This is a genomic window from Sulfurovum sp. TSL6, assembly GCF_019972115.1.
GTDB lineage: Bacteria > Campylobacterota > Campylobacteria > Campylobacterales > Sulfurovaceae > Sulfurovum.
Genome location: NZ_BPFJ01000001.1, coordinates 1,006,882 through 1,023,959, shown reverse-complemented (window position 1 = coordinate 1,023,959; position 17,078 = coordinate 1,006,882). Strand labels below are relative to the sequence as shown.

Genomic DNA, 17,078 nt, shown 5'->3' with positions numbered 1-17,078 from the left:
TATGATGTCAATGATTCTGCAGGAAATGCAGCCACTCAAGTCACAAGAACAGTGACCGTGACGGCGGATGCAACACCACCGGTGATTACCCTTACCGGTTCAGATGTATCCATAGAGCTGGGAACTGCCTATACTGATGAAGGGGCAACAGCTTCTGATAATATTGATGGGGACATCACAGCAAATATCGTGACAGTCAATCCTGTAGATATCAATACTGTAGGAGTCTATACTGTGACCTATGATGTCAATGATTCTGCAGGAAATGCAGCCACTCAAGTCACAAGAACAGTGACCGTGACGGCGGATGCAACACCGCCGGTGATTACTCTCATTGGAAATACACCGATAGATGTTTGGCAAGGAAGCACATATATTGATGACGGTGCTACTGCAGTGGATAATATAGATGGCAATATTACAGGAAATATTGTAACAGTCAATCCAGTTGATACCGATGTACTTGGACAATATACAGTGACCTATGATGTCAATGATTCTGCAGGCAACGCAGCTACACAGGTTACAAGAATAGTGAATGTTGTTGATGGTACTATCCCTATTATTACTCTGCTTGGAGATACTCCGATCAATGTTTTGAAAGGAAGTGTATACATAGATGCTGGTGCTACTGCAGTGGATAATGTAGATGGTAACATTACAGGAAATATTGTAACAGTTAATCCAGTTGATACCGATGTACTTGGACAATATATAGTGACCTATGATGTCAATGATTCTGCTGGCAATGAAGCTACTCAGGTCACAAGAACCGTAAATGTGGTAGAGGATACAAGTATAGATACAGTTGTTGCGAATAGTAGTGGTGGTGGTTGTACATATAACCCTAATAGTAAGAACTTTGATATGACGTTCCTACTTATGATAGCCTTAGGACTCTTCTACCCATTTAGACGAAGATTTATCAAATAATCTTTTCTTTGAATTATATATGGAGTAGTCATAATGGCTACTCCAGATTTATATTAGGACTTTTTTATCTTGGATAATTTAAAAGAAAAAGCCAAAATAGCCTTTATCTGGGATTTTTTTGGAAAGATAGCCCGCAGTGGAATGGGTTTTGTCATTTCCATATTTTTAGCAAGGTTACTAGAACCGTCCGAATTTGGCTTGATCGCTATGGTGATGGTAATCATAGGGATCGCTGAAATCTTTACTGATGTAGGTCTTGGTGGCGCATTGATACAACGCCGTAGAGTTTTACCTATCCACTATAGTTCTGTTTTTTATTTCAACATTTTTATTGCTTCTCTTTTAAGTCTCATCATTTATTTTTCTGCATCACAAATAGCTGATTTTTATAACAATACGGAATTGATCCCTTTAGCTGAAGTGATGTCAGTTGCATTTATCCTCTCTGCATTATCCAGTGTTCAAAGTGTCAAATTAAGAAAAGAATTAAATTATAAAATTATAAACAAGATGAGTCTTATCTCTGCATTCACAAGTGGAGTAGTCGGTGTATTATTGGCTTTTTATGGTGCAGGGGTTTGGAGTTTAGTTACACAGAATTTATTGCAAGGTATCATCTATAATGTTCTGATCTGGAGTACAGCACACTGGAAACCATCTTTACAGTTTTCATTCAAAGCACTATTACACTTATGGGGATTTGGTTTTAGAATGTTTCTTACAGGATTAATAGATAATGTTTTTACACGGTTAGACTATATGATCATAGGTAAACTTTTTGATGCTACATCTTTAGGATTCTATCAGCGGGCAAAATCATTAAATCTTTTTGTAATCAGATATTCGTCTGAGAGTTTAATGAGCATTCTATTCCCAGTGCTAAGTAAAGTACAAAATAATCTGCTTAGATTTCAACAAATTGTGATAAAAGGGTTTGGGATTATTAATTTTGTTACATTCTTGCTTCTTGGTGTTTTATATCTTGTTTCCGAAGAACTCATTGTTTTACTGTTTGGAGATAAGTGGTTGCCGTCTGTATATATTTTTAAGATTCTTGTTTTAAGTGGGTTTGTACGTCCTATAGGTGCTTTATTGATGAATATACTAATGAGTAGAGGAAAATCTAAGATTGTGTTACGAATGGCAATTTATAAGGTACTAATAGCATTTATTAATTTCGGAGTCTTATATATTTGGGGCATGGACGCCTTTCTATATGGTTTGATAGTTGTCGGACTATGGGATCTCTTTTTAAATATTTTATTTGCCTCACGTGAAATTAAATTATCATTCATAATATTTGCAAAGCCTTTTGTTGTGCAAGCTAGTATTGCAATTTTTGTAGTTATTTTTACGAACTTAATTACTGAGAATTTAAATCAAATAAACATTATCATGTTAATGATAAAAGGAAGTATATTTACTTTTGTATATATCCTTATCAACTATCTGATGAATACAGGTTCCTATATTTACTTTTTAGAACAGATAATGCCAATGTTTAGAAAAAGGATACATAGATGATAGAGCGTACAGAAGCTGAAATTATGAAGAACTGGAAAGGTGATCTATCATCACCACTTGTAAGTATTTGTACTCGAACATACAATCTTGAAAACTTCATTGCTGAATCATTAGATAGTTTTCTGATGCAGGAGACAGATTTTCCCTTTGAAATCGTCATAGATGATGACTGTTCTACTGATAGAACAGTAATAATAATTAAAAAATATATGGAAAAATTCCCCAATATTATAAATGCTAATTTTTTAGAAAAAAATATTGGTGTGCGGATGAATTTTATAAAAAATATGCAGCGTGCTAGAGGAAAATATATTGCTCCGTGTGATGGAGATGATTATTGGACTGATGCTCTAAATCTTCAGAAGCATGTTGATTTTTTAGAGAAGAATGATGAATATGTTGTAACTTATTCATCATTGGAAGCAATTTATGAAGGTGAAGAGAGGAGAAGTACTTTTAACTGGAACACGAAGGACAGGGAGTCCCTTGAAATACAAAAGAGATTTCTTGGTACTGGTATCTGTGCAGTGTGTTTCAGAAATGTAGATATAATACAAGAGTATCCAATGGAACATTATTGTGCTCCCATTGATGATAACTTTTTAGGCTCGATGTTGGGGGCATATGGGAAAGGTAAGTTTTTAAAAGATATTAAAGCAGCTAAATATAGACAACATGGCGATAGTGATTATTCAAGTAAATCGATATATGAAAAGGCTGCAATGTATGAGCAGACATTTTTTGCCCTTTATATGTATTATTCGAGAATAGGTAATAAACATTTAAGTGACTATTTTTACAATAAGGTTATGGAGTATTCTTTTGTCGTACATGGAAAGTTTTATTATGCTAAATTATTATTGAAAAGTTTCATAATACAGGGGATTCAATACATTACAATGTTTTTGAAAGGAATCATCATAAAAGTCATTCGACTGGTTAAGAGGAAGTATTAATGTTATATATTTATATTCAAGAAAAAAGAGAGAAATATGCGTAATATAAAATTTCTTTTATTTTTTTTAATAACTATTGTATTCATCATGGTATTCTTTATTGTTAAAGTAATCAAAGAAAGATCTGCACTATACCCTTATGATACAAGTAAAAGTTATCTATATGACTTTAATCAAACCAATGCCAAGATAATTGATCTGAAGCTTGAAAATGGAAAGATAAGATTGGCAAGTAATGAAAATGAAAAGAAGTCGGTATTTCTAAAAGTAAATGTAAAAAGCACATTCATGGGTAAATATCTTCAACCCAGTATTGAACTCAAAGCTGGAGAACTCTTCGTTACACAGTATTTTGAACATGGAGCCAAAGGAACAAGGTATATAAATATCAGTTCGTTAATGGCCAATCATGAAACTGAGATCACACTTAAAGAAAAATATATTTCTCTCAATGAGAATACTTTACAATCAGTATCTTTTGCAAATAAAGATATCAAAACACTGAAAATTCTTGTTCTTGCACCCCATCCAGATGATGCAGAAATAGCAGCTTATGGACTTTACAGTGACAATAATCAATCATATGTAATAACTGTTACTGCTGGGGATACCGGCAAATTTAAATATAATGAAATATATAACAATAAAGTACAACATTATTTAAAAAAAGGAGAGCTGCGAACATGGGATAGTATTACAGTACCTTTATTAGGAGGTATATCATCGGAACATATTTTAAACCTTGGTTATTTTGATAGATCGTTAATAAGTATGTTTAGCGATAAATCAAAAGAAGTGAAGGGATATTATACAGATACCTTAGATATAAACACATATAGAAAGCAAAATATATCCAAACTTGCTACTGGGTTAACAGGGAATTCAAGTTGGAATTCACTTGTGAAAAATCTTATTTATTTATTAGATAAAATTAAACCGAATATCATAGTAACACCCTATCCGGCATTGGATACACACCCAGATCATAAGCTAACAACAGTGGCACTTATTGATGCTATAAAGGAATCTGGGATCAAGGATGGTGATTTGTATCTCTATACAAATCACTGTGTGACAAATGAATACTACCCATATGGGAAATCAGGTGGAGCTATCTCCCTTCCACCACATTTCGGGGATACAATATATTTTGATACTATTTACTCACACCCTTTATCTTCTGATAAGCAAAAAGATAAACTATTCGCCCTAGAGGCAATGCATGATTTAAGACTAGATACTGAGTGGCATTCTTCCAAAGGTGCTATGAAGTTGGCATGGAAGCAGATTCGAAGAGATATTTTTGCCGAAGAAGACACTAACTATTCTTACTATAAAAGATCTGTGAGAAGTAACGAATTATTTTTTGTAGTTAAAATAAAAAATATTTACAAGAAAAATATTTTAGAGACTCTTAATGGCAAGCTTTAAAATAGTATAAAGTTTCCCGGTTTCACACCTATGAAGTATATTTATGAATAAAGTCTCTTTATCAGCTTGCGTATCAGTAGAGTTCTTAACAGCAATGGTTTTTTAATTATTTCTCTCATTATAATGGTTTTAATCTGTTTTTTATGATAGCCATCCTGGATGACAGCATGGTAAAAATAGAAAGGTTTTATTTTTTGTTGTGCTGACATGCTTATCAGTTTAGAGATACTTTGTTGGTCTACCTGTTTGATTAAATATTTAAAAGCATCATCAAGTTCATCTAAATAACGGTCTTCACCAGCCTCTTGCAAAGCTGTAGAAGCAGCAGTTCTATTGAGAATCATTTCGTCGATCATTTCAAATCTAAAACCATTCATGGCAAGATAGATCATTGTTGTCATATCAGATGGTGAAGAATTCATATCTACTTTTAAAAAGCCACCCATTTTTAAAAATGATTCTCTACTGTAGCAAGTACCAGTTGGTGAGAGCCCACCATAGAGAAACATTAATGGAGCATATTCGCCTACGGTTATTTCATTATAAGTGAAATTAGCCTGTTCGATGGCTTTGTATGAAAAGTCTCTGAACATACTATGTCCCCAGACTATATATTTTTTGGGATAATTTCTTGTTTTCAGTTTATTTGCAAAGGTTTCAATGGTATGATCTTCCAGTGTATCATCAGCATGACAGAAAACTACATACTTTCCTAAAGCATTTTTAAAACAGACATTATGATTTGCAATCAGAGGAATTCTTTCATCAAGGGTCACCACTCTTATTTTTTCATCGTTATATTGAGCAAGAATTTCAGGTGTGCTGTCTGAACTGGCATCATCAACTATTAGAATTTCATAATTAATGTCAGTATCTTGTGCTAGACAAGAGTCTATAGTTTTTTGTATGCTTTTTTCATTGTTATAAGCAGGTATTGCAATGGTAATCAGAAGATCTTTCATCTATTTTCTCCATTAAATATTTTTTATAAAGTATAGTAAAACTACACTCACTCACTTTTATCAATAAACTTTCCAATGGCTTTTGCTGTTAATACACTGCCATGCTCATTCAAATGAAAACGATCAACAAAGTAATAATCACTCAGTTTCAATTGAGGATGTAAATTAAGAAAAAAACCACCATTGTTGGTAATAATTTTATTTGTTTTAACAATAAAGTTTTCCATTGTTTTTCGCAAGTCTTCGTGTTTATCAAGAAGCGGTTGACGATAGGGGCCTACGATAAAATAAAACTTTATGTTATTTTGATGTATTTTTTTAGAAACTCTAGACAAAGCATGAAAACTTTCTATATCTTGCTTTAAGGGGTGAGGGTTAAAGAATTTATCTTTATTAATATCGTCCCCGTATATTTGTAGAGGGACACTTCCTGTACGATCAAAGGCAAGTCCAAAGTTGAACATGTCTCCTCTATATTTTTCTTCCCAGAAGCAATGATTTTTTGCAAATTGGATAATATTTTTATAACCATAAAAAGCATGTTTCAAGTCAACCTTTCCTTTGCCAAGATGGATATATTTTTTTACAAAGTCAATGTCATAGTTCTCAAATTTAAAAGAATCTGAAAAATCTGGAAACTGTGTTGAATAAATGACTCTTTTAACATTTGGAAAAACAGAAATAAGATCAAGATGTTTTTCAACTTGTGTCATCTTTAACCCATATGCTGAGATATTCAGCACATGATCTACTACCGTTGATGACTCTTCTAAAATGATTCCTTGTATGTTATTCAAGCCTAGAGATGAGCCTACAATAATAGTATCTACTTGATCTCTATTTGGCATATCCCTAATAAATCTAAGTTTTTCATCCAATGATATCCTGTATGTAAATGGTAAGGGATAGCTTTTTGCATAATGATAAACATAGATAAAAGCACTACCAAATAAAATGACAAGCATCAGTGAGAGTATTTTGACATAGTTTTTATACTTTAACATTTCTCCCCTTCCTAAAAATTAAAATAGATAAATTCACTTTTTCTATACAGTATAAAAATGGAGAGAAAAAACAAAACTGTTGAGACCATATAGAAAAAATTTGGTTTAAAACTGCTACGCAGCTGCATGGAGTTTTTAAAGAAAAGGACAGTAACAAAAGCAACAAGTATCCATACGAATATTTCTCTGTCAGCGTTCACTGCATTTAACCAATTACCAAATTTTACTCCATATGGAGTTAAAAACTCAAGTTTTTCAGCCAATGGAACAGGTAGTATAAGTACACCAAAGAACATGCCATGTAACACCTTTAAAGCATCATCCCACTCTTTAGCCCTAAAAAATACCCAGGAAATATTAATAAAGTTAAAGGTTATAAACCAAGCAAAAATTGTAGGTAATCTCATCCCAAGTTTCTGCCAGGCTCTATGTATCACTAGAGCAAATCCATGTAGGGAACCCCAAAAGATAAAAGTCCATCCTGCACCATGCCAAAGACCCCCAAGTAAAAAAGTAGTAAAGAGGTTAATATAAGTTCTTATTTCTCCTTTTCTGTTACCGCCAAAAGGTATATAGACATAATCTTTCAGAAATCTTGAGAGTGTCATATGCCATCTACGCCAAAAGTCCTGAATTGATAAGGCTTTATAGGGTGAATTGAAGTTGATAGGCAGTTTGATATTGAAAAGTAGGGCAATACCGATGGCCATATCGGTATAACCACTGAAATCAAAATAAAGTTGAAAGGTGTAACTTAGTGATGCAGCCCATGCTTCTATCATCTCAAGTTTTTCTGCCACATCGAATCCGTTGGTCGCCCATACTGCAAAAGTATCTGCAATAACCACCTTTTTAAAAAGACCCATTGAAAAAATAAAAAGACCAAGTGCAATATTATGATAGTTTTTGATTTTGTTGCGTATGTTGGCAAATTGAGGCATCATTTCAGCATGGTGGACGATAGGGCCTGCTATGAGTTGGGGAAAGAAAGTCACAAATACTGCATAGTTTAAAAAGTCATACTCTTTCGTCTCCTTTCTATAGCTGTCGACCAAATAGGCAATTTGTTGGAAAGTATAGAAACTGATTGCCAGGGGTAGGGCGAGATGTAAAAGAGAAACACCAGTAGCAAAAACAGTATTAAAGTTCTCTATAAAAAAGTCTGAATATTTGAAGTACCCTAGTAATCCAAGATTAAAAATGACACCTATAGCCAAAAGTTTCTTTCTAGTGCAGCATCTTTTTTTTTGCTCATATCTCGAGAGTTGGTTGCCAATAGTATAGTTAAAAAGCATGGAAATCAATATAAGCGGAAGATAAGCTATGTTCCACCAACTATAAAAGAAAAGAGAGGAAAAAACAAGAAAGCCTTTGCTGATCTCAGTTAAACGTTTTTTATTGAGATAAAAATAGATGAAAAAGGTAATAGGAAAAAATAGAAATATAAATTCATAAGAATTGAATAGCATATAGTATCATCCTCTTTCCACATCAGCTTATATGATTATATAATATTATTCTAAATTATTTCATGTATGGTGGGAATTAAAGATATTTCCTAAATTTATTTATCTATTTATTGATCATTGTCAAATAAAATTCCTCAAGTTTTGCAATATGTTTTCCAATTTCAAACTTTTCTGCGATAACATCTCTGTTTACTTTCATCCTTCCCCACCCAACGATATCTGCCATACGTAATGCATAGTTGTCTACATCTTTCTCATTGACTAAGTAGCCGTTGATACCATCGGTTATCAGTTCTGATATACCTGAATGATAAGTACTTAGAACGGGTAGCTCCATAGCCATTGCCTCCATAAGTGCATTGGGTATCCCTTCCGTATCTCCGTCTTGAGCTGTTATGCTATGATGGACAAAAACATCTGCATTTTGCATTAGTTCCTTTGCTTCTTTAGGTGATACAAAACCGACGAATTCAACATAATCCATAATATTCAATTTTTCAACAAGATCTACTAATAAAGCCTTCCTTGTTCCTTCACCTGTCAGAATCAATTTGAAATTTTTTGATTGCTGTATGGATAAAAATTTAGCAAATGCTTTCAATGTGTATTCATGACCCTTCTTCTCAGCCAGAGATGAGACCTGAAGAAAAATATAATCATCATATTCTTTATTTTTTTCCCTAATAAATTTTGTTAAGTTGATACCACTGTGTAAAATCATACTGTTTTGGACATTTATATCATGTTTTTGAAGATTTTTCCGAAGAGAATCTGCTACAAAAATGGAATAAAAATTATCTCTGTCTAATACTTCTTTAAGGCGTCTAATATATGATTTTTTTCTTAACATTTTACTGGCGTCAAATCCACGAAATTGGATAACCACAGGAATTGATCTGTTATGAAGATTATCAATCAGTCTTAAAGCTTCAATTCCAAATTGGCAGTGGATAAGATCTGGTTTGCATTCATCAAGAATACGATCAAGATGTTTTCGAAAATGTTTATTTTTATAGTTCAAAGAGATATCAAATTTCCATAAGGCTCTTTGTAGAAAACTCATAGGATACTCTTGTATAACTTTGATATTATCATAGGATGTAGTTTTGGCATCAAGGATGGTATTACAGACATAAACTAAATTATGATTTTTTGACAGGTGTTCTACATCCTGACCTATAAATGTTGGTGTGTGCCCACCAAAAGAATTTGAGTACATTAATATATTCATTTATCTACTCCTAAGTTACAATAATAAATTATGACATTTATTTTTTTAAAAATAAACTTATATATTATATTCTAATTTCTTAATAAAAAGAGAGTATACTTTTTTAATATGGACATACATTTAAGTGGAGTATATTTTAAAGATGAATAATTTAAAAGTTTCTATTTTGATACCATTATATAACGCTGAAGAGTATATAGCAGAGACTATTGACTCATGCCTGAATCAAACCTATAAAAATATAGAAATTATCATTATTGATGATGGTTCAACTGATTCGGGTTTAAATATTGCCAGGGAGTATGAAAAGAAGCATACAAATATCAAAGTTGAAGCCCAAAAAAACTCTGGTGCTCCCGTAGCAAGAAACAGAGCTTTTGCGTTAGCTACAGGAGATTATATACAGTACATTGATGCAGACGATCTACTGCATCCAGATAAGATCCGTCTTCAGATGGAAGTATTGAAAACCGCAGATGATCGAACACTTGTATTTGGAAGATGGGGTACATTTCAAAAGAGTATTGAAAATGTAATATGGAAAGATCTGCCTGTAAATAAAAATTATGATGATCCAACACGGTTTCTTATTGAGTTATGGACAAGTGGGATGGCTGTAATTACGCATTTATGGCTTGTACCTCGAGTATTGGTAGCAGAGAGTGGAGGATGGGATGAAAGTTTGGCAAGAAACCAGGATGGGGATTTTTTTGCCAGAGTAGTAATAAAAGCAAGTAATATAGTGTTTGTTAAAGATAGTATAGGATACTACAGAAAAGATAATGAAAACAGTATTTCAAATCAGATTTCAAGAAAAGCTTTGCAATCAAATTTAAAAACGTTTGAAACATATATAGAACTTATGAAAGATGATATGGAAAAGACTGAAGTTCGCAGGAGTTTAGCACTAATCTATTCAAGATTTTTATATAGAATTCCCCCTTTACATAAAGATTTAACATTGGAATGTAAAAGGAAGATGAATAGTTTAGGATTCAAAAAACCTCTTAATACACTGAAAACAGATGAACGTCTATTATCATATTTTTTGGGGACATATAGAATGTTTCAATTGAAAAAATCTATAAAATCCATACTTAAATAAGTTACCTATGTTTAAATATTATCATAAAAATATCTTGAACCAGAAAAAGTCAAGGAATATCAATTTATGAAAATATTACATCTATTGACAAGTATCAATACTGGAGGTGCTGAAAAGTTTTGTGTAGATATTTGTAATACACAAGCAGATATCTCTGAACACAAAGTTTATCTTTGCATTCTTGATGATATTAGTGAAGAACAGCTATTATTGAAGATGATTTCTCGAAATGTTAATGTAATATCTTTAAACAAACGTGGTGGATATAGTTTAAAAATAATCTATAAAATTTATAAACTACTTTCTGAAGTAAAACCAAATATAATTCATTTAAACGGTAGAGCTTTAGTTTATACTTCAATTCCTATTTTACTAAAAAGGATACCATCCATTTATACAGTACATACTATGGCACATAAAGAGTATAATAAATATATTCGCAGTTATATCAAATTATTATTTAATGGCTTTCCTGCAATTTTTACACCTGTTTCAATTAGTCAAAGTGTTTCTGAAACAGTAAAGAAAACTTATGGGGCACATTTTGAAACAGTCGTTTATAATGGGAGCTCTCAACTGACAACTTCTTCTAAATCAGAAGTTGTTGCTCAATATATCAATACGTTAAAGAAAGACAATAACACTTTAGTATTTTTATATATCGGGCGTATTTCTAAAGAAAAAAATACACTTTTGTTAGTCAAAGCATTCAATGAACTGCTCGATAATGGTCGTAATGTTTGTTTATGTATTGTTGGATATGATGGAACACTGAAACAATCTTATCTATTAGAATGTAAAAATGAAAATAAATATTCAGATAAGGTCAAATTTGTCGGTCGTCAAGAAAATATAGCCGATTATTTAGTGTGTGCAGATGCTTTTTGTCTAACATCAAATTATGAAGGATTAGGGATAGCGGCATTAGAAGCATTTTCTATGGGCATTCCTGTACTTTCAACTCCATCTGGTGGACCTTCTGATATTATCATTCCGGGTATTAATGGATACATATCAGAACAAATAACCGTTGAGAGCTATATAAAGGTATTAAATCATTTTATAGAAAAACCTTTAAGAGATAAAGATAAGATCATAAAATTATATACAGAAAAATATACTATGGAGGTATGTGCATTACAATATTTGGAGCTTTATGAAACGAAATTATGAGAAAGTGAGACAATTCTAAATGAATACAACAAGAAACGCTACCAATAATTTAATTAATTTAGACATTATATCTATAATGACACTTCTACTATCTCTATTTTTATTAAGTACAATTGCTTTAGGAGGAAGTTTAGCACCTGTAATTTTACATATATTCATGATTGTAATAGGTGTAATATTGATTACTCTTTTTTCTAATAAGAATGAGATCATTTTTAAAATGAAACTATTTGTTTTTTTCTTTTCATTGTACTTAGTTTATTCCTTAATAAACTATTATATTTTATTAAGATTTTTTCCTGATATGCCACCCACTGTTTTTCATGATGAAACAGTTTTCTACAATTTTTCAAATCTTGCTTTACCCTATATCTCTGGAGAGAAAAACTTTTTTGAGCTATTTACATTTGCTTCCTATCCATTACATGAACAACCTTTACATGCTATGTTTTCTGCTCTTATTGCGTCTTTCTCGATTGCGATCGATGGGAATAATACGATCATTGTACAAAAGCTTCTTTCACCTTTCTTTGGTGGAATGTTTTCCGTGGTTTTATACTCAACATTAAAATATCAATTTACAGACCGAGCTTTTGTACTCAATGCAACTTTTGCATATTCTCTATTATCAGCAGTATTTATGTACTCTACTCCTCTACTTAGGGATATTGATGTTGCATTAGCATATATTGTATTTATCTATATTTTCTTGCAGCCAAATAGTTATAAAAACATTATACTACTTTTCATAGTGGCATTTTTGACGGTGTATTTAAGGACTGAATCTGGACTAGTTCTATTTGGATTAATTCTTTTATATGGTCATCTTTATGTCAGAACATTAGAGTCCAGATCGTTAAAATTGATATTTTATATTTTATTAATAGGATTGTTCTCTTTTATAATTATATTGATGTCTCAGAAAATTATTGGGATGATCGTAAGTTTGACTGAAGGAAATACTACAAGGGCAATTGCCCGATCATCAGCGGACTCTATCTCACTCATTTTTAATAAACTTCCTTTTCCTTTTAGTTATATAGCTAAGGTACTTTTTGGTCAAATGCAACCTTTCCCATTTTTTATAGCAATGGATAGACTACCAGAAGCAATAAGTGGAATTTTTTGGCCATTTATATTTATAGCGATGCTTTATGCTGTGATGAAAAAAAATATTAGAGTCCTCATTGATATAAAAGTCAAATACTTGCTTATAGTAGCAATTGCAATTTTATTTTTAATGTCATCAGAACCTATGGCAAGAAGAATGATGAGCGTTTATCCCATTATTTATATCACAAGTTTATACGTATTTTTCATTGTTCCAAATAATGAAATAAAAAGAGCTTTGTCATATTATATATTTGGTATCATATCACTTAATACTTTTTATTATTTGATAAAACTTTAAGAGTTTATATAGAATATGTTTGTTTTTTGATAAATTTCAGTAAATAGATTTTGAAGGGAAGTATTTTGTCAAAATTATTATTAATCGGTTCTTTAAAAAATAAAAAAGATCCGTCAAAAACGGGTGGTACAGTAGTATTATTTGAATTACTTTTAAATGAATTAAATGAAAGAAAAATTGTATTTGATGTAATTGATACTTTAAAAGAAAATTATCCGAATCCAACCATTGCTTATTTATTTACTTCTTTTAAATTAATTAAACATTTCGGTAAATATGAATTTATTTCTTTGCAGGCAACTAATAATAGTTTAATACTTCTAGGACCTATTATGGTTTTTTTATCGAAATTATTCAAAAAAAAAACAAGTATTAGAAAATTTGCTGGTGATTTAGATTCTGTATATAAAAATTCTAATTTTTTAAAAAAATTTATAATTAGATATGTTTTAAAAAATACGAACGTAAATTTTTTTGAAACGAAATACTTGGTTAACTATTTTCATAAGTTTAATAAAAATACGTATTGGTTCCCAAATGTAAGAAAACAAGTTATTACCCCTAAAATTCCTCGAAGTTTTAATAAACGTTTTATTTATATAGGTACTATTAATGAAGAAAAAGGAATAGATGAGATTATTGCTATTTCAGATCAGTTAAATGATGATTATTATACATTGGACTTATATGGTCCAATACTAGAAAGTAAATATACAGAAGAATTATTCCAGCAAAAAAAAGTTAACTATGGAGGTTCATTAAATCCAACGGATGTTATAGATGTATTAGATTCTTATGATGTGTTAATACTACCATCATACAGGGAAGGCTATCCTGGCGTAATTATAGAGGCATTTTCATTAGGTATACCGGTTATAGCAACAAGACTTCAAGGTATTATGGAAATGGTACAGGATGGTATGAATGGTTTGCTAATTGATGTAAAAGAGAGTGCTCAACTTAAAAATGCGATTGAGTCCATCAATCATGAAACATATGCTGTACTTTCTGAGAATGCATTAAAATCATTTTCCAATTTTAACAGTGAAGAACAAACGAATTTATTTTTAAAAAGGATTGGTATTGAAATGTGATTTAAACCGTATTTCTCTTTTGCTTCGAACAATCTATTATTTAAAAATGAAGCAAATTTACTATAGGTTATACTATATAACCCGTACGAAATGGCGAAAACTCTATCATTTTAAATATCCACTCACTTTAAAATCCCAGGTAAATATTATTAATCTTAGCCCAAGTATACCTTCAAGTTTAATCTATCAGTATAATAGGTTTACTTTTTTAAATATAGAGCATCATTTTGATAAAAAGATCGATTGGAACTATTCAGGATATGGGAAACTATGGACTTATAATCTAACATATTTTGATTACTTGAACCAGAATGCATTTTCTAAACAAGATGGCATCAGGCTAATAAATGATTTTATTGATCAATCAGACGCGATAAAAGATGGATATATGCCATTTCCAATTTCACTACGTGGAATAAATTGGATCAAATTTTTGTCACAACATAAAATCAAAGATCAAAAAATTAATGATTCTCTTTATGCACAGTATATGATACTCATTGATAATATTGAGTATCATATACTAGGTAATCATCTTTTGGAAAATGCTTTTTCCCTGCTTTTTGGAGCCTATTATTTTCAGGATGAAAAGTTATATTTAAAAGTAAAAGAAATATTTAGTGCTGAACTTAAAGAACAGATATTAGAGGATGGAGCACATTTTGAACTGAGTCCAATGTATCATCAAATAATGCTCTTTAGAGTACTTGATTGTGTTAATCTTATTCAAAATAATAATTGGAAAAACGATGAGTTACTTGATCTATTGATCAGTAAAGCCGAAATAATGCTTGGTTGGCTCAATACTATGACCTATGAAAATGGTGATATACCATTGTTAAATGACAGTACAAACAATATTGCACCGACGACGAGAGAACTTAATGCATATGCGACTGCCTTAAATGTAAAAACAGAAAAAATAGAGTTAAGCAAGAGTGGTTATCGAAAGATAAAAAACGGGCGTTATGAAATGATCATAGATGTTGGAAATATAGGTCCGGATTATATTCCTGGACATGCACATAGTGATACTTTTAATTTTGAACTTTATATGGATGGTAAACCTTTTATCGTTGATACCGGTCTTTCTACTTATGAAACCGATATGAGGCGAACTTTGGAGCGTTCAACATTATCACATAATACGATTGAGGTTGATAGTATGAATCAAAGTGAGGTTTGGGATGGTTTTAGAGTTGGAAGGCGTGCAAAAATCATTCATCTGGAAGAAAAAGAGAATTACATTGAGGCAACACATGATGGGTACAGACATATTGGTGTCTTACATACAAGAAAATTTACGTCACATGAAAGAGCTATCATTATAGAAGACAGTATTGAGAGCTCAGGGGTCCATACAAACACTGCTTATTTACATTTTTATCCTGGGCTCTCGCCAAAAGTTAAAGGTAATAATATTATACTATTAGGAATAACAATAACTATATATAATGCAAATAGTTTAGATATTGAAGAATATGGATATAGTGGGGAGTTCAATAGAATCATAAAGGCCTTTACAGCCAAAATAGTATTTAGCGATCATCTAAAAATGGAGATGCAACTATGAAATTACTTTTCCTGTCAGATAATTTTCCACCAGAAAGTAATGCCCCTGCTAGTAGAACGTTTGAACATTGCAAGGAGTGGGTAAAAGAAGGCATAGAAGTAACAGTTATCACTTGTAATCCGAATTTCCCTTATGGAAAAGTATATGATGGTTATAAAAATAAACTCTATCAATCAGAAATCATAGATAGTATTAAGGTCATACGGGTATGGAGTTATATGGTAGAGAATAAAGGGGCCTTGAAAAGAATTTTTGACTACCTTAGTTATGCAATGAGTGCGATAATTGCTGGATTATTTGTCAAAACAGATTTGATAGTTGCAACATCCCCTCAGCTTTTTACCGCTTTTGCTGGTTGTGTACTCGCTAAAATAAGACGGAAACCATGGGTTTTTGAACTCAGAGATTTATGGCCTGAAGGTATTAAAGATACAGGGGCTATTAAAAATAAAAAAATACTTGATTTCCTGGTAAAATTTGAACTATGTCTTTATAGAAAATCAGACTTTATCATTACAGTGACTAAGGGGCTTAAAGAAAATCTTGTAAGTAGGGGTATAGAAGCATCTAAAATAGATATAGTCACGAATGGAGCAAATTTAGAGCTATTTCAACCTAAAGATAAAAATCAAGAAATTTTACATCAACTTGGTTTGGAAGACAAGTTTATTTTCGGATATATCGGTACCCATGGTTTAGCACATGGCCTTGAGTTTATTGTTGAGTGCATCAGTGAGATCAAAGATGAACGTATTCATTTTTTATTCATAGGTACAGGTGCAAAAAAATCGGTAGTTGTTGCTTTGGCAGAAAAGTTACGGTTAAAGAATGTGACTTTTTTGGATCCTGTGAAAAAAAATGAAGTCGCTGATTATATATCGGTCATTGATGTAGCTTTGATCCCTTTGACCAAAACCGATATTCATGCTTCTCTTATACCATCAAAAATTTTTGAATCAGCATCTATGTTGAAACCGATCTTACTTGGTGTGGAAGGTGAAGCAAAAGATATTGTTCGCAGGCATCATGCAGGATTGGTTTTTGAACCGGAGAATAAAAATGAATTTTTAGAAAGTGTGAAGAAAATTTCATCAAATAATGAGCTTTATAATGAACTTAAACAAGGTTGTTCACTACTTGCTAAAGAGTTCGATAGAAAAATGCTTGCATCAAAAATGTTGACAATCCTGCATCAGGTGAAAAGGGTTTAAT

Annotated in this window: 14 protein-coding genes; 10 read left to right on the top strand and 4 right to left on the bottom strand. The window is 31.6% G+C overall.

What is annotated here, in order from left to right:
- From LDM93_RS04970 to LDM93_RS04955, 4 genes are all read left to right on the top strand, one after another.
- Nucleotides 1–933: immunoglobulin-like domain-containing protein (locus LDM93_RS04970; RefSeq protein ID WP_223891011.1), on the top strand; the 933-nt coding region annotated here is incomplete at its 5' end.
- A 69-nt stretch (nucleotides 934–1,002) separates the two neighbouring features.
- Entirely contained in the window at nucleotides 1,003–2,457 is a 1,455-nt protein-coding gene (locus tag LDM93_RS04965; RefSeq protein ID WP_223891010.1) for a lipopolysaccharide biosynthesis protein, read from the top strand.
- Entirely contained in the window at nucleotides 2,454–3,413 is a 960-nt protein-coding gene (locus tag LDM93_RS04960) for a glycosyltransferase (RefSeq protein ID WP_223891009.1), read from the top strand. The genes LDM93_RS04965 and LDM93_RS04960 overlap by 4 nt, the downstream gene beginning before the upstream one ends.
- Before the next feature lie 36 nt (nucleotides 3,414–3,449).
- The gene (locus LDM93_RS04955) at nucleotides 3,450–4,844 is read left to right on the top strand and encodes a PIG-L deacetylase family protein (protein WP_223891008.1); all 1,395 of its coding nucleotides are present in this window, start codon (nucleotides 3,450–3,452) and stop codon (nucleotides 4,842–4,844) included.
- Nucleotides 4,845–4,885: 41 nt separating this feature from the next.
- On the opposite strand, the gene LDM93_RS04950 is transcribed toward LDM93_RS04955, so the two are convergent.
- From LDM93_RS04950 to LDM93_RS04935, 4 genes are all read right to left on the bottom strand, one after another.
- Nucleotides 4,886–5,806: a glycosyltransferase family 2 protein gene (locus LDM93_RS04950; protein WP_223891007.1), complete on the bottom strand. Its 921-nt coding sequence runs from the start codon at nucleotides 5,804–5,806 to the stop codon at nucleotides 4,886–4,888.
- Nucleotides 5,807–5,853: 47 nt separating this feature from the next.
- Nucleotides 5,854–6,810: a hypothetical protein gene (locus LDM93_RS04945; protein WP_223891006.1), complete on the bottom strand. Its 957-nt coding sequence runs from the start codon at nucleotides 6,808–6,810 to the stop codon at nucleotides 5,854–5,856.
- Between the two features lie 11 nt (nucleotides 6,811–6,821).
- On the bottom strand, nucleotides 6,822–8,279 hold the full coding sequence (locus LDM93_RS04940; protein WP_223891005.1) for an MBOAT family protein: 1,458 nt from the start codon (nucleotides 8,277–8,279) through the stop codon (nucleotides 6,822–6,824).
- Nucleotides 8,280–8,382: 103 nt separating this feature from the next.
- On the bottom strand, nucleotides 8,383–9,510 hold the full coding sequence (locus LDM93_RS04935; protein ID WP_223891004.1) for a glycosyltransferase: 1,128 nt from the start codon (nucleotides 9,508–9,510) through the stop codon (nucleotides 8,383–8,385).
- 142 nt (nucleotides 9,511–9,652) lie between these two features.
- Between LDM93_RS04935 and LDM93_RS04930 the strand changes: the two genes are divergently transcribed.
- The 6 genes from LDM93_RS04930 to LDM93_RS04905 all read left to right on the top strand — a co-directional run bounded on the left by LDM93_RS04930 (nucleotide 9,653) and on the right by LDM93_RS04905 (nucleotide 17,077).
- Nucleotides 9,653–10,615 carry a glycosyltransferase family A protein gene (locus LDM93_RS04930; RefSeq protein ID WP_223891003.1) on the top strand — a complete coding sequence of 321 codons (963 nt, stop codon included), beginning with the start codon at nucleotides 9,653–9,655 and terminating at the stop codon, nucleotides 10,613–10,615.
- Nucleotides 10,616–10,681: 66 nt separating this feature from the next.
- A complete protein-coding gene (locus tag LDM93_RS04925; RefSeq protein WP_223891002.1) occupies nucleotides 10,682–11,788 on the top strand; it encodes a glycosyltransferase in 1,107 nt (368 codons plus the stop codon).
- Between the two features lie 19 nt (nucleotides 11,789–11,807).
- Nucleotides 11,808–13,199 carry a hypothetical protein gene (locus LDM93_RS04920; protein ID WP_223891001.1) on the top strand — a complete coding sequence of 464 codons (1,392 nt, stop codon included), beginning with the start codon at nucleotides 11,808–11,810 and terminating at the stop codon, nucleotides 13,197–13,199.
- A 65-nt stretch (nucleotides 13,200–13,264) separates the two neighbouring features.
- On the top strand, nucleotides 13,265–14,293 hold the full coding sequence (locus LDM93_RS04915; protein ID WP_223891000.1) for a glycosyltransferase: 1,029 nt from the start codon (nucleotides 13,265–13,267) through the stop codon (nucleotides 14,291–14,293).
- Nucleotides 14,283–15,866, top strand: a complete 1,584-nt coding sequence (locus LDM93_RS04910) for an alginate lyase family protein (protein WP_223890999.1) — start codon at nucleotides 14,283–14,285, stop codon at nucleotides 15,864–15,866. The genes LDM93_RS04915 and LDM93_RS04910 overlap by 11 nt, the downstream gene beginning before the upstream one ends.
- Entirely contained in the window at nucleotides 15,863–17,077 is a 1,215-nt protein-coding gene (locus LDM93_RS04905; RefSeq protein ID WP_223890998.1) for a glycosyltransferase family 4 protein, read from the top strand. The genes LDM93_RS04910 and LDM93_RS04905 overlap by 4 nt, the downstream gene beginning before the upstream one ends.
- The last annotated feature ends 1 nt before the right edge of the window (nucleotide 17,078 follow it).

Coding starts and splice junctions, on each gene's coding strand:
- LDM93_RS04935 (WP_223891004.1), bottom strand. CDS start 9,510: ATGAATATATTAATGTACTCAAATTCTTTTGGTGGGCACACACCAACA.
- LDM93_RS04955 (WP_223891008.1), top strand. CDS start 3,450: ATGCGTAATATAAAATTTCTTTTATTTTTTTTAATAACTATTGTATTC.
- LDM93_RS04945 (WP_223891006.1), bottom strand. CDS start 6,810: ATGTTAAAGTATAAAAACTATGTCAAAATACTCTCACTGATGCTTGTC.
- LDM93_RS04930 (WP_223891003.1), top strand. CDS start 9,653: ATGAATAATTTAAAAGTTTCTATTTTGATACCATTATATAACGCTGAA.
- LDM93_RS04905 (WP_223890998.1), top strand. CDS start 15,863: ATGAAATTACTTTTCCTGTCAGATAATTTTCCACCAGAAAGTAATGCC.
- LDM93_RS04925 (WP_223891002.1), top strand. CDS start 10,682: ATGAAAATATTACATCTATTGACAAGTATCAATACTGGAGGTGCTGAA.
- LDM93_RS04950 (WP_223891007.1), bottom strand. CDS start 5,806: ATGAAAGATCTTCTGATTACCATTGCAATACCTGCTTATAACAATGAA.
- LDM93_RS04920 (WP_223891001.1), top strand. CDS start 11,808: ATGAATACAACAAGAAACGCTACCAATAATTTAATTAATTTAGACATT.
- LDM93_RS04960 (WP_223891009.1), top strand. CDS start 2,454: ATGATAGAGCGTACAGAAGCTGAAATTATGAAGAACTGGAAAGGTGAT.
- LDM93_RS04940 (WP_223891005.1), bottom strand. CDS start 8,279: ATGCTATTCAATTCTTATGAATTTATATTTCTATTTTTTCCTATTACC.